Annotated in this window: 14 protein-coding genes; all 14 read left to right on the top strand. The window is 29.7% G+C overall.

Translation table 11 applies throughout. The features are described 5' to 3' along the window. The first annotated feature begins 120 nt into the window (after positions 1–120). The 14 genes from QWY91_RS04620 to QWY91_RS04685 all read left to right on the top strand — a co-directional run bounded on the left by QWY91_RS04620 (position 121) and on the right by QWY91_RS04685 (position 13,390). Positions 121–852 carry a DNA-deoxyinosine glycosylase gene (locus QWY91_RS04620; RefSeq protein ID WP_290232155.1) on the top strand — a complete coding sequence of 244 codons (732 nt, stop codon included), beginning with the start codon at positions 121–123 and terminating at the stop codon, positions 850–852. Between the two features lie 177 nt (positions 853–1,029). Then, complete coding sequence (locus QWY91_RS04625) at positions 1,030–1,398, top strand: hypothetical protein (protein WP_290232157.1); 369 nt, start codon at positions 1,030–1,032, stop codon at positions 1,396–1,398. 453 nt (positions 1,399–1,851) lie between these two features. After that, on the top strand, positions 1,852–2,667 hold the full coding sequence (locus QWY91_RS04630; RefSeq protein ID WP_290232158.1) for an 8-oxoguanine DNA glycosylase OGG fold protein: 816 nt from the start codon (positions 1,852–1,854) through the stop codon (positions 2,665–2,667). Positions 2,668–2,996: 329 nt separating this feature from the next. Further along, positions 2,997–4,322, top strand: a complete 1,326-nt coding sequence (locus tag QWY91_RS04635) for an AAA family ATPase (RefSeq protein ID WP_290232161.1) — start codon at positions 2,997–2,999, stop codon at positions 4,320–4,322. Then, on the top strand, positions 4,306–4,746 hold the full coding sequence (locus QWY91_RS04640; protein ID WP_290232164.1) for a hypothetical protein: 441 nt from the start codon (positions 4,306–4,308) through the stop codon (positions 4,744–4,746). The genes QWY91_RS04635 and QWY91_RS04640 overlap by 17 nt, the downstream gene beginning before the upstream one ends. 246 nt (positions 4,747–4,992) lie before the next feature. Next, positions 4,993–6,834: an ATP-binding protein gene (locus QWY91_RS04645; protein WP_290232166.1), complete on the top strand. Its 1,842-nt coding sequence runs from the start codon at positions 4,993–4,995 to the stop codon at positions 6,832–6,834. 209 nt (positions 6,835–7,043) lie between these two features. Next, the gene (locus QWY91_RS04650) at positions 7,044–8,573 is read left to right on the top strand and encodes a hypothetical protein (protein WP_290232168.1); all 1,530 of its coding nucleotides are present in this window, start codon (positions 7,044–7,046) and stop codon (positions 8,571–8,573) included. A 226-nt stretch (positions 8,574–8,799) separates the two neighbouring features. Then, entirely contained in the window at positions 8,800–9,474 is a 675-nt protein-coding gene (locus QWY91_RS04655) for a hypothetical protein (protein WP_290232170.1), read from the top strand. A 195-nt stretch (positions 9,475–9,669) separates the two neighbouring features. Next, positions 9,670–10,242, top strand: coding sequence for a hypothetical protein (locus QWY91_RS04660; protein WP_290232172.1), 573 nt, complete (start codon positions 9,670–9,672; stop codon positions 10,240–10,242). An 80-nt stretch (positions 10,243–10,322) separates the two neighbouring features. Continuing rightward, entirely contained in the window at positions 10,323–10,505 is a 183-nt protein-coding gene (locus tag QWY91_RS04665; protein WP_290232174.1) for a hypothetical protein, read from the top strand. Positions 10,506–10,675: 170 nt separating this feature from the next. Then, positions 10,676–11,263 carry a TIR domain-containing protein gene (locus tag QWY91_RS04670; RefSeq protein WP_290232177.1) on the top strand — a complete coding sequence of 196 codons (588 nt, stop codon included), beginning with the start codon at positions 10,676–10,678 and terminating at the stop codon, positions 11,261–11,263. Next, positions 11,263–12,147 carry a DUF4231 domain-containing protein gene (locus QWY91_RS04675; protein WP_290232178.1) on the top strand — a complete coding sequence of 295 codons (885 nt, stop codon included), beginning with the start codon at positions 11,263–11,265 and terminating at the stop codon, positions 12,145–12,147. The genes QWY91_RS04670 and QWY91_RS04675 overlap by 1 nt, the downstream gene beginning before the upstream one ends. 1 nt (position 12,148) lies before the next feature. After that, positions 12,149–12,757 carry a toll/interleukin-1 receptor domain-containing protein gene (locus tag QWY91_RS04680; protein ID WP_290232179.1) on the top strand — a complete coding sequence of 203 codons (609 nt, stop codon included), beginning with the start codon at positions 12,149–12,151 and terminating at the stop codon, positions 12,755–12,757. 171 nt (positions 12,758–12,928) lie between these two features. Further along, positions 12,929–13,390 carry a hypothetical protein gene (locus QWY91_RS04685; RefSeq protein WP_290232180.1) on the top strand — a complete coding sequence of 154 codons (462 nt, stop codon included), beginning with the start codon at positions 12,929–12,931 and terminating at the stop codon, positions 13,388–13,390. Positions 13,391–13,441: the final 51 nt, after the last annotated feature.

Raw genomic sequence — 13,441 nt, forward strand, 5'->3', positions numbered from 1 at the left:
ATCGATATTCAATGTTTTTAGCTATATTTATTTTAAGCGGACAAAATCTAGCAAATCAACCCGCAACAGGCCATACTCAAAACCGTTGGCAGCAATGGTTTAGAAAAATTCAAATTTAATATGACGTTACATTCCGCAATTGAATTGGTTCTTAAGAAAAAGAATAAAGCAATGACTACACAAGAAATTGCGGATGATTTAAATAAAAAAGGATTGTACCAAAAAAAAGACAAATCAGAAATTACAGCTTTCCAAGTCCACGGTAGAACAAGAAAGTATTCACACCTTTTTGAAAGAAATGGATCTTTAGTAAGTCTTTCTAAAGAACAAAAAACGGACAAAAAGAAATCTAGAAAAATAGAGACCGATACTTTTACTAAAAGTTCCTTTGAGCCAATAACGAATAAGAACATCGAGATTCTGATATTAGGAACTTTACCAGGCGATAAATCTATTGAACTTCAAGAATACTATGCACATTCAAGAAATAGATTTTGGAAAATTATTTCAAGAATAACAAATAGCCAATTACCTGAGAATTATGATGAAAAGAAAATATTATTAGCTAAGTCAAAAATTGCAGTACGGGATGTTGCACATAAAGCAGATAGAAAAGGAAGTTTAGATACTGCAATTTTTAAAGAAGAACCAAATGATTTAAATAGATTTATAAAAATTCATCCGAATTTAAAAACTATTGTTTTTAATGGTAAAAAAACAGAATCCCTATTTGATAAATATTTTATAAGAAAAGAGAATTTTAAATACTATTCTCTTCCAAGTACAAGCCCTGCAAATGCCAGATACAGCTTGGATAAAATTGTAGAAGTTTGGAAGAAAATAATAAAGTAAAACCACGGCTGCCAACAATGCGTATAGCCAATTGCGGCTAAATCCTTAATTGATATTCGATGTTTTTAGCTATATTTATTTTAAGCGGAAAAAACCTGGCCTACCAAACCACAACTGGCCATACTCAAAACCGTTGGCAATAATATAGCAGCATACAAAAAACAGATGAATAACTAAATGAAATATAGCATTCCTGATAAAAGAGAATTGACCAGATCCGAAATTGAATTTCTGACTCATTTGTTTGAAAAAGAAAAATCGGAATGGACTAATTTAATCGGAAATCTAAAAGTTATTGCCAGATGTGGATGTGGAAAATGTCCGACTATAATATTTGGAAAAACATTTGATTCGGAAATTCAAAAGGGCAATTTAATAATAGATTACTCTGGAAAAGGCAAAAATGGAGAATTAATTGGAATATCTGTATTCGGAACTGACCAAATGCCGACTGAATTGGAATTTTACTCAATAGACGGAGAATCTGAAATTACTGTAATGCCGAAAATTGAAACACTAGAACCAAGTAAATACAAAGTCGATTAATGATTAAATTATTCAACTATACTTGGTTAGGAATCAGTTCTTTCTTTATTTTATTCCTTTCCAGGTTTTTATTTCTTGGGTCAGAGGAGGATTTTGATTTTTTAAAAACTGATTTAGTAATAAATGTTCTGAAAAGAGCAGTTTCAGTCGCGTCAATAGGACTTATTTCAATGTTCCTTTTGGTATTAATTAATTATTTAAAGACAAAAGATTTAAACAAATCCTTAAAAATTGGAATTTATGGATTATTTATTTGTACATTTTTTTCTCTTTTAGGAACATTATTATTTTTTAACAATTAAAATACTATTGCCAACACCGTGTATAATTCATTGCTAGTTATAGCCTACTTACGAAAGTTCTCGCGGACTTTCTATCTGTGATTTATTCGCTAACTTTAGTGCTTAAATACGCAACGAAATCATACACAATCACGTTGCCAAACATTTAAAAATGACTCCAAAATATTTATTAGATAATAAAATTAGAATATTTAAATCTCCGCCCGAAGAGTCATTGGCTAACAACAACTTAAGTATTTACAAAAACCCAATTTTCTATGAAAGTTCCAACTCTTTTTTAAAGAAAAAATTAGATTATTACTTTGACAAAAACAATATAGATAAAAAAGAAGTTATAGGATTATTCAGAAAAAATGATAAATATTTAGCATTTACTTGTGCAATGCTTTGGGGAGGGATAAATGCTACTAGATCTGAAAATAAATCAAATACATTTTACTCTAAATTTTTGAAGCATCCTAAAGATAAAATTTTAAAAGACATCGATATTGTAACCAACAATTTAGAAAAAAAGGAATTTAATAAAGCTTTTGAATATTATAGAAATGAAGCTAAAATCAAAGGAATTGGTCCAGCTTATTTTACAAAATTATTTTATTTCATAGGAGTAGAAAACGATAATATACCTATCAAACCTTTAATCTTTGATAAATGGACTCAAAATGCGTATTTAGCATTATTACTTCAAAACAAGGAGATTGATAAAGTGAAAAAATACTTTAAAGCCATAAAATTAAACTTTTCTAATTCGCCAGGATTGGTTGAGATAGACAATAAACTCTACGGAGAATGCTATGAATCCTACATAAATGATTTCGATAAATGGGCTAATGAAATAGGATGTACTTCATCTAAACTGGAAGAATTCATATTTGGACAACATTTAGGGAAAAACAAAAATCCAGAAAACCCTAGAATTGAATTGTGGAAAATTGTGACATCTAATCTAGAAATAGTTTTTAATTAATTTACACAAATAATTAAGTAGGTATATAAAAAAACGTTTGGCAACAACGTATATAAAAAATAGCTGCTTCTTTTCTAAATCGTAAATTTTGGTATATTTGGTAAGTCGCCAAATCTTTTGATTTGGCTTTTGAAAGGTAAAGGTAAAATCAAAATGCAAAAGTTTTGGCTTGTTTTATGGCGGAGAATTAAGCGCTAATTTCTACGCTACTTTTCATATACAATCCCGTTGGGCATCATTTAAAAAAAACTATCAAAATTCATTTTTTGCAATTTATTTGCATATTTTTATTTTTGTTATATATTTGCACTGATAAAAAACAAATAGAAATGATAATAGAATTTAGTGTAGAAAATTTCTTGTCTTTTAAAGATTTGACTACTCTTTCAATGGTAAAAGCCAAATCATTTAAGGAACATAACGAAACACATACTTTTCAAATAGATCCAAAATTAAGCTTACTGAAATCTGCTATTATTTATGGAAATAATGCTAGTGGAAAAAGTAATTTATTGGAAGCTATGGGGTTTATGAAAGGAACAGTAATAAATTCTTTTCGTGATGCACTTATGGATAATAACGAAAGAAAATTTCCATTGGAAAAGTTTATTTTAAGTTCTAAAAGTGAAAATGAATCCAGCTATTTCGAAATAGTATTTATAAATAACAATGTAAAATATAGATATGGATTTGAGATAGATGACAATAAAATTATTGCCGAATGGTTATTTCATACAACTTCTAAAGAAGTTTATCTTTTCAAAAGAGATTTACAGGATATTAAAATAAACAAATCATCCTTTGAAGAAGCATTAGGCAAAGAAACAGACGTAAAGGAAAATGTATTATTCCTTTCGCTGTTAGCCACTTTAGGAAAAGAAACTTCATCTAGCATAGTTGAATGGTTTAAGAAATTTAACTTTGTTAATGGTATTCACGATAGAGGACACAAGAGATATACAATAGATAAATTAAAATCAGATAAAAACTTTTTTAATTGGGTTCTTCACTTCATAAAATATCTTGAAATTTCAAGTTTATCAACCACTGAAGAAGATGTTAATGATATTGATTTAGAAGTATTAAAAGAAAAAGAGAAGGATGAAGAAATAATAAACCTCTTAACTAGTATTCATAAAATACAATCTAAACAACCAAAGAGAGACCAACTTATTACATATCATAGAAAATATGATGAAAACAATATTTTAATTGATTCTGTTCCTTTCAATTTTGATAAGCAAGAATCAGAAGGAACTAAAAAACTATTGTATTTATTAGGTCCTTGGTTTGATACATTGCAAAACGGTAAAGTTCTTTTAGTGGATGAACTAGATTCAAGACTTCACAGCCATCTGACATTAAGATTAATTGACTTCTTTCACAAGTTCAATACAAATCACGCTCAATTAATATGTGCTGTTCACGACATATCGCTTTTAAATAAAGAAAACTTTAGAAGAGACCAAATCTGGTTTGTTGAAAAGAATCAATTTGGGGCATCAGAATTAGTTTCTTTAGGAGATTTTAAAACTGATAAAGTCCGTAATAAGTCTGCATTTGACAAAAATTACTTAGATGGCAAATATGGTGCTATCCCTTATTTTGACATTGATGAAAAATTAAATCAATTGCTTTATGGGAAAGGGAAATAAATTCAAATCAAGAAGTAAAGCCTCATTAAATAGAAAATCAAAAACATTAGAAACTAGAAACAATAAGAGGGAATCTTTTATTGTTTTGAGTTTTAAAGATTTCGACATAAATCAAGGTCAAGACTTTGAAGAATGGGAAGAAGAAAAACTTCTCGCTTTAATGATAAATAAATTAAGAGGCATCTGTCAAATGACAATGGCTCAAGCTACTGCTCAACAAATAATTAAACCATATACAAAAGTAACTTTTCCCCCAGAATCTGCTTTTACACATCCAAAACACGTTTTACCCGATGTAACTTGGTGTACAATGCATATTCAAGGTAAAGAGTGTATAATTGGACATATAGAAGACAATATATTTCATATTGTCTTTTTAGATAAAGAACACGAATTTTGGATAACGAAAAAAAAGAATACTTAAAAAAACGAATGCCCAACAATGGCTATAAGTAATTGCTTGTTCTCGCCTACTTCTGAAAATCCTCGCGGATTTTCAGTTTGGTGTGTACTTGCTAAATTAAGTGTTAACCCACGCAACTACTCATAGCCGAAACCGTTGTAGGCAATGCAAAAACATACTGAAAAAAATCACATAACGAACTAAAAAAAGCTGCTTTTAGTTATCTTTAAAATTTTTTAAAACAAAATGAAATACCTATAATAAAAAATGAAAGTAAAATTAGGGCAAGCAGTTAAAATGTTTTTCGGAAACTCCTCATTCGAAATGTTATTTTTCGAAGCGTTAAGTAACTCATTTGATGCTGAAGCCACTAAGATTGGTATTAATATTTTCATTGAGGCCTTTAATAAACCAGAAACTTTAAAACTAGTTATTCAAGATAACGGTGTAGGTTTTGATGAAAAGCGATATAAAAAATTCTCGAATCTTTTTGATGTAGAAGAAAGCTCTCACAAAGGACTGGGAAGATTGGTGTATTTATGCTATTTCGATAATATTGAAGTTGACAGCACTTTTTCAAACACAAAAAACAGGGTATTCAAATTTTCGCAAGAATTTAAAGAAGACGACTTCGTAATTAACGAAGTTTCAAAAAGAGACAATGGAACAACGTTTACGATGCGAAATTATGCTCTACAAAGGATTGCGAAAACAGAATATCTTCAACCCAAAGAAATTAAGAAAAGAATTCTAGAAGAGTTTTATTCACGCTTATTTAAGCTCAAGCAAAAGAAATCTAATGTTGAAATAAATATAAAAACTACAATTGATGGAAAGGAACAATCAGAGAGCCTTTCTAGCAATGAAATTCCAAAATTAGCATTCGTAGAATTAGACAGTACTTTAAATTTAATTGATAAATTTCAGTTGTACTATTCAATAAAAGAGATTGATGTAAATAAAACCTCTTTAATCTCGGCAATTTCTGTAGATAATAGAACACATAAAGTCGATTTGATAGCAAACGAAAACATTCCATTAGGATATGAATTGGTTTTCTTACTGTTTTCAGACTACTTTACAGGTAAGGTTGATGCTTCTAGACAAAACTTAACTTTATCAAATAAAGAACTACAGGATGTTCAGCAAATTTTCAGAAAAAAAGTTATTGAACTAATTGAAGAACGCATACCTAAAATAAAAAAGAATAACTCTAAAATAAAAGAAGGTCTAATTAATCTCTATCCTCATCTCAATGGATATTTTGATACAGATAAAATTGGTTATATCAAAAGAAATGAGATTTTAAGAAATGCACAAGAGCAGTTTTTTAAAGCTCAAAAAGAAATATTAGAAGCAAATCATCTAACTGATGAACAATTTAATAAATCGCTGGAAATTTCCGCAAGAGCTTTAACAGAATATATTTTATTTAGACAACTAACAATAGAAAGGCTAAAAGCATCAACTAATGCAGAAAGTGAAGCAGACCTTCACAATCTAATTGCATCTAAGGGTAAAGAAGGTAGATTTGAGAAATCAAATTTTGTTAATGATATTTATAAAAATAATTCTTGGTTGCTAGATGACAAGTTTATGACTTATGAAGTCACACTTAGTGACCGTGAAATGTCTGAATTAGTTGAATTTGTAGTTGACGGAGAAGAAGTGCAAAAAGATACTGACCGACCTGATTTTGCATTTATTTTTTCAAACAATCCTAAGGAGAATAAACCTTTTGATGTTGTAATTGTTGAACTAAAAAAACGAGGATTAAATCATTATGACAATTTAAAAGCTGTTCTTCAACTTGAAACAAGAGCTAGAAATTTAATGAAATACTATGATAATAAGATTCAAAGAATCTGGTATTATGGGATTATTGAATTCAACGAGGAAACTGAACTTGCCTTATCGAGTGATTTCACAGAGCTTTATTCATCTGGTAAACTCTATTATAATGAAAAAGATGTAACTATCTCTTTGAAACCAAAAAGAACAGTACCTGTAGGAATATTTATGTGGGATATTGATGCTATTGTTGAAGATGCTAATGCGAGAAACAGCGCATTTTTGAATTTCATAAAAAGTAAATTTAGCACAGAATAAGCACTGCCTACAACAACGTATATAAAAAATAGCTTCTTCTGCCCTAACCCAAAATTTTCGGTATATTTGATAAGTCGCCAAATCTTTTGATTTGGCTTTTGAAAAGTAAAGATAAAATCAAAATACAAAAGTTTTGGCTTGTTCTAAACCGAAAAAATTGCGCTTGTTTTTACGCTACTTTCCATATACAAACTCGTTGTACGCAATTTATGAAAAACGTAATTCACATAATAATTTTGTTATTTACAACAGCTTCTTGCCAATCTCAAGAACTGAATGTGAGTTATGAAAATATTGAAATTAATATTCCGGGAAGTCCAGGACCTTGGTTAAAACACAACGAAAATTTTTATTGTTATTTTAAAACTGACAATGACAAGTTTAGTTCAGGTTCTAATCATCAATTTTACGTTCTTGATAAAGACGGTAAAATCAAATCTCAAATTGATGTTCCTAAAAAACTTCAAACCGTCTATTACGATTTATATATTAAAAACGATACAATATTTACAACTGAATATTATGGCCATAACACTTTTTATCTTGACCAATCAAACAACATTTGGATAGAAACAAAAAAAGGAATTGATTTATATTACGATGATAAAGAATATTCAGTTTATTCTCTCGATTTTGAAGAATGGGGTGGTGTAACTTGGTTCAAAGACAAACAAACGGGACAACAGTTTGAGATTGGTGCTACTACACCAGTTATAAATAAATTAGAAGATTCATATTATTTAACAACAGGAAAATCTGTTTTAAAAATTGACAATCCTAAAAAGTTGGATAAAAGCGAAGAGCCTTACAACTATCAAAAAGCGGTAATTGATGAAAGATACCATAGAGAAGGTAATTATTCTACAAACGGAGCAGAAACAGTATTTGAATATGAAAATGACGATTATTTCAATCCGACATTTTCATTAGCAACATCATTCATTTCTAATGAAAAACTTTACCATTTATACAAAGACAGTATTTCAACCAAAATTGGCACTATAGAAAATAAAAAGTTGGTTCCATTTTACGAATTTAAATCTGAAATCAGACCTTTTCAATGGTATTACGACACAAGAAACCCTATTCAAAACAATAACTTTCAATCTATTCAATTCCGGACAGACAAGGATTCTGTTTACGGAATTATAGAGATTAACAAAAATGATTTTAAAGTTACCCAATTCAACAACATTTATATAGAACCAGTATTTGGCGAAAAGAAAATGAATGAATGGCTTGAAAATACCTTTGACAATTATTATTCAAATTTTAGCTCATTGACTTTAAGCCAAATAGATAAAATTGAGCAGGAGATAAATGCAACGGATATTACTCAAAAACATAAAATTTCAACCTATCGTCTTGATGGTCGAAATGTTGCGACACCAAGAATTTACAGAAAAATTGAAAATGAAAAATTGAGTCTTGTAACGATGTACTACTATTCGGAAAATGACAAAATAATACAGCTAATAAATTTTGAGTGGGGAAAAAACAGAAACAAAAATCAAAGCATAGAAGATGTTGTTGCTTCAATGTCCAATAAAGAAAAAGTAGAAAGAATATATAAAGAGAAATTCGATTACATATCAAACTATCTAAAAAGAAAATTGGGAGAACCTGATAGTTCTAAATCGGAAAAAAATGGCGTTGAACAAAAATGGACAAAAGACAATAAAATTGTTGTTTTGGAATATAGCCAGAGAGATGTTGAACTAACAATTTACAGCGAATAAAAAACTGCGTACAACAACATATATAACTCATATCTAAATAGTTGCTTAGTCGAAGTTAAGGCATATTTGCTAATTCGCCAAATTTTTAAATTTGACGATTTCCAATAAAAAAGATAAATAGTAAAATTTAAAAATCTGGCTTGTGCTTAATCCGAAAATAATCGCTAATTTTCACGCTACGAGCCATATACAAGCCCGTTGTGGCACATTTAAAAAACATCGAGATTTGATTAAAACATTTCAGAAATCATTAAAGAAAGAGATTGCCGAATTGAGCAATGAGATTCTGAATTCTGTTTGGTCGAATAGAATTGAACAATCAAATATAGAAAGTCTCGGAATAAAAAATGGAAAACAAATCATTGCGGAATATTTGGAAAATCGAGAATACGGAATAGCCTATAAACATCTTGCATACATCATAACTGAATGCGAAATGGAATTAAGTGTTGAGCGGAAAAACCGAATGGATAAAGTTGCGGATAGAATGAATATTGAACCGGTTAAGTTGCCGACTAATCAAAAAGGAACTGACTTTCTATTTAGTTGCAAAAACCTTTATTTGGCATCAATTCATCCTTTTGACTTTGATAAAAGAAACCTCAATGAATACAAACAAATAGTTGAATTAGGAAAAGAACTTTTGGCTCAAAGAGGAATCCAAAACTTTTTAGGTTATTTGATGGAATCTCAATATCGAATATCAGTTTGGGCATCAATGATTGCAATAGAATACGGAAAACCTAAGCAGGATGAAATACTGAATTTGAGCGGAACGGAAACAATAATTAATGCTTGTTTGGAATGTATAATGAAAAACGAAATTGAACCTTTACCAGCGAAAATAATTGATAACAAAAAAAACTGGGTACAGAAAAACGTGCCACAACACCGTATATAGCTCATAGCTAATCAGTTGCTTAATCGAAGTTAAGGCATATTTGCAAGTCTGCCAAATTTCTTAATTTGGCTTATTGAGAAAAAAAGGTAATAAGAAAATTAAAAAATTCGGCTCGTGCTTAACCGAATAGTTATCGCTAATTTGCACGCTACGAGCCATATACAAAACCGTTGGCAACAAGCTAAAACTTAATAGATGAGAAAGAAAATTGGAGAAATTTTAGTACAAATAATACCCGTTATGATTGGCGTTTATTTGGGGTTCGTTTTATCAAATTGGTCGGAAACGAATAAAAGGAAATCTCAAACAGAACTCTTAAGAAAAAATATTATAACTGAAATAAAATCAAACAAATCAAAAATTTCCGAGGTATTAGATTATCATATAATGGTTAGAGATAGTTCAAGAATTATTCAAAATTCAGATAATATTGAAATGGTATCATTGCCGCCGTTTTTTAAGGGAACTCGGACCGTTATTTTAGGTAATGGTGCTTTTGACACAGGAATTCAAACTGGGCTTATCAACAATTTAAAATTTGAAGAAATTCAGGATATTAACGAGATCTACACTATGCAATCAGCATATAAAGATTTTACTCAACTCATACTGTCAAGTTTGATGATGAAAATTGATTTTAAAGAAAACGATAATGGTGATAGAAAATTTTACGGTTTTTTAGCTGTAACAATGACAGATATTGTAACTCAAGAAAAGAGACTAATAGAGAATTACAAAAAATTATTGGAAGAGATTGATACGGAATAAAGCCAGTTCCCAAGAACGTATAACAACAATTGCGACTTTATGTTCTGCCAATAATTTGATGATAATCTTAAAAATAAAAAATGAAGAATAAAATAGGTTTCAATATAATTTTTGCGATTTTGGCTTTGCCAATAGGAATGGCAATGCTTCGTAATTTTGATTTCCACACCTTTGCATTTAAAAAAACAATTTTGGGTATTATTTACTTAGTTGGATTTATTGCCTGTTTTGTTTTAATGCTTAAGAAAAAGAATAGCAATTAAAGATAATTAGAATAAAGCCAGTTGCCAACAATGCGTATAGCCAATTGCGGCTAAATACTTTATCGATATTCGATGTTTTTAGCTATATTTATTTCAAGCGGACAAAACCTGGCTAACCAACCCGCAACTGTCCATACTCGAAACCGTTGGCAACAACTATAAACAAACATATGGCACATAAATGTTTTGTAAGCTTTAAAACAGAGGATATTGCATATAAAAATCATATCCGAGATGAAATGAATATCGATATGATAGACAAATCATTGAACGAACCAATAATTTCGTTTAATGATGAATATATTATGCGAAAAATTCGAGAAGACTACCTTTCTGATTCAACTGTAACAATTTTCTTAATCGGAACACGAAGCTCTGAAAATCTTGGTTCTCACGAACAACTATATATTAAAAAAGAATTGCAAGCATCACTTTATAATGGACAAAATAACTCGAAAAGTGGAATTTTAGGAATAGTTCTACCATCAATGTACGATACTGTTTATCAAGGTTCATATAATTGTCCAACCTGTGGTGGCTCTCATAATTATGTTGGAATAAACGACTCAACCGTTATAAAAGAATTTCACCACAATTATTACATTCCAGCATATGGAAAATGCTCTTGGAGTGAAGATGACAGGTTTTGCGTATTAGTAAAATGGAGTGATTTCATACAAAATCCAGAATTTTATATAGATAAGGCTTTTAACAAAAGAAGCGAACCAGTTGCAAATAAAACTAAAGTGAAACCATAATGGAATTAAAAGACTTTCCAAATTACTATCAAGCTGCTGACAGCACATCCATAAAGTCTCAAAAATCATATTTGAATATTATTCGTATAGATTTAATTTCAATGATTATTGCTTCATTACTCGCTATATATAGTTTTCAAGATGTTTCACAAAAATTTTGGATTTATAGTTTTACCGGATTATTTCTGCTTATTGGTTTAATCTTAACTATAATCTTAAAAAGTAAAAAATATGAGGACATTTGGTATCAAGGAAGAGCTCTAGCAGAATCAAGTAAGACCCTTACTTGGAGGTTTGTAACCTGTGCTGAATATTTTGAGCATAATTTAGATATAAATACTGCAAAAGAAAGATTTATTGAAAGAATTAGAGAAGTTGCGAACGAATTTAAGGATTTGTCAAAAACAATGGATTCGAAAATATTGAATCAAGAAATTGTTACTTCTAAAATGATGGAATTACGCAATCTTTCAATGGACGAGAGGAAAAGCTACTATATTAAAAATAGAATTCAGGACCAGCAAAATTGGTACTCAAAAAAAGCAGAATGGAATAAGAGCAGGTACAATTTTTGGTTTTGGGTAATAATAGCTTCTCAATTTTTTGCATTAATATCTGTTGTCATACTTATGAACAATCCAGAAAGCAATTGGAATGTAGTAGGATTATTAACTACAATTGCTTCTTCTGCTATTAGTTGGCTACAAATAAAACAACACCAAGAACAAAAACAAGCCTATACAACAGCATCCGAAGAACTAAATTTTATAAAGGAGCTATCTTACAATGTAAGCTCTGAAGAAGAACTATCGGAATTCATTCTTGATTCTGAAAATGCTATTTCAAGAGAGCATACTCTTTGGTTGGCACAAAGACGTAAATAATATGAAGAAAGGTTTAAATAAAGCTGAGCTTTACGAAAGCATAGAATGGGTTTTAGAGGCATATAATAAACCTGCTTTCAGAGATCGTCCTTGCGTTTTTTTGAGCCATAAAAAAGAAGATAAAGCGGAATGCAGAAAAATTGCAGAATATTTAAAACAAGCAGAAATCGATTACTATTTAGATGAGTTAGATAATGAACTTCAAATTGCTGCAAGAGAAAAAAATCCCATAAAAATTACAGAAAGTATCAAAGAAGGAATTAGAAACAGTTCACATATGTTAGTTGTTGTTTCCGAGAAGACGTATAAATCTCAATGGGTGCCATTTGAAGTTGGATATGGACATTCAGCAATTTTAGACAAAGGATTGAAAAAAGACGAAAAACCAGATAGAATAAAATTGTCGATTTTGACATTAAAAGACATTTCCGAAAAAAGTCTTCCAGATTATATGCAAGTTGGAAATATAATAAGAGGAACTAAAAGTTTAAATATTTATATATCAAAAATAACTAACCGAATTGAAAAATCTTTGATTAATGAAAGTCGAGTTTTTTCTGCATCAGATATGAAACATCCGTTAGATAATGTGCTGAATTGGAAATTGTAATAAAATAGCAGTTGCCAACATTGTATAAAAATAATAGCGGTTTAGTCGCTAAAACGAAAATGAAATACATAAATCAAACGACAGTAAAAAACCGAAAAGTAAAAGCATAAAATCCGCTACTATTCTTATACTGGACCGTTAGGTGCAAGCGGATGGCGATCGTAACAAAAAATGAAATCAGACAAATCAATATATAACAATACTAAAGCAGCTATAAATCGTTTACAGCCAAAAGAAACGGATTGGAAATTCACCAAACTCAATAATGAAGATCCGGAAAAAATTAAAACTGACTTTGATTTGTTCAAAAAAGAAATTCCAATAATTGAGATTGCTGACAAAAACTCAAAAACGATAATTACAACAAGAAGAATTATAGAAGTAAATAATTCGATAAAAAGAACTGTAAAATTCCAAGACATTGTACGTTATGATTTTGGGAATTTTAAAGGTGAAATTGAAAATCCTGAATTAAAAAAGTTTAGAACTATTGACTATAAAAACAGAAATGAAACTTTTCAAATTGAAACGGGAAAAGCTGCAATTGTAATAATGACAACTTTAAATACAATAAAAAATCTGACGAAGCCGCCAGCACCTAACAACGGTTCACCGCAAATAACGGGTAGCTAGATGAAAATTGTTATTTTAGAGACCAATTATTAAAACAACTAATCCGACAAA

The organism is Zunongwangia endophytica, assembly GCF_030409505.1.
GTDB lineage: Bacteria > Bacteroidota > Bacteroidia > Flavobacteriales > Flavobacteriaceae > Zunongwangia > Zunongwangia endophytica.

Excerpts from the sequence above, each read along its gene's own strand:
- QWY91_RS04620 (WP_290232155.1), top strand. The coding sequence starts at position 121 with ATGACGTTACATTCCGCAATTGAATTGGTTCTTAAGAAAAAGAATAAA.
- QWY91_RS04625 (WP_290232157.1), top strand. The coding sequence starts at position 1,030 with ATGAAATATAGCATTCCTGATAAAAGAGAATTGACCAGATCCGAAATT.
- QWY91_RS04630 (WP_290232158.1), top strand. The coding sequence starts at position 1,852 with ATGACTCCAAAATATTTATTAGATAATAAAATTAGAATATTTAAATCT.
- QWY91_RS04635 (WP_290232161.1), top strand. The coding sequence starts at position 2,997 with ATGATAATAGAATTTAGTGTAGAAAATTTCTTGTCTTTTAAAGATTTG.
- QWY91_RS04640 (WP_290232164.1), top strand. The coding sequence starts at position 4,306 with ATGGGAAAGGGAAATAAATTCAAATCAAGAAGTAAAGCCTCATTAAAT.
- QWY91_RS04645 (WP_290232166.1), top strand. The coding sequence starts at position 4,993 with ATGAAAGTAAAATTAGGGCAAGCAGTTAAAATGTTTTTCGGAAACTCC.
- QWY91_RS04650 (WP_290232168.1), top strand. The coding sequence starts at position 7,044 with ATGAAAAACGTAATTCACATAATAATTTTGTTATTTACAACAGCTTCT.
- QWY91_RS04660 (WP_290232172.1), top strand. The coding sequence starts at position 9,670 with ATGAGAAAGAAAATTGGAGAAATTTTAGTACAAATAATACCCGTTATG.
- QWY91_RS04665 (WP_290232174.1), top strand. The coding sequence starts at position 10,323 with ATGAAGAATAAAATAGGTTTCAATATAATTTTTGCGATTTTGGCTTTG.
- QWY91_RS04670 (WP_290232177.1), top strand. The coding sequence starts at position 10,676 with ATGGCACATAAATGTTTTGTAAGCTTTAAAACAGAGGATATTGCATAT.
- QWY91_RS04675 (WP_290232178.1), top strand. The coding sequence starts at position 11,263 with ATGGAATTAAAAGACTTTCCAAATTACTATCAAGCTGCTGACAGCACA.
- QWY91_RS04680 (WP_290232179.1), top strand. The coding sequence starts at position 12,149 with ATGAAGAAAGGTTTAAATAAAGCTGAGCTTTACGAAAGCATAGAATGG.
- QWY91_RS04685 (WP_290232180.1), top strand. The coding sequence starts at position 12,929 with ATGAAATCAGACAAATCAATATATAACAATACTAAAGCAGCTATAAAT.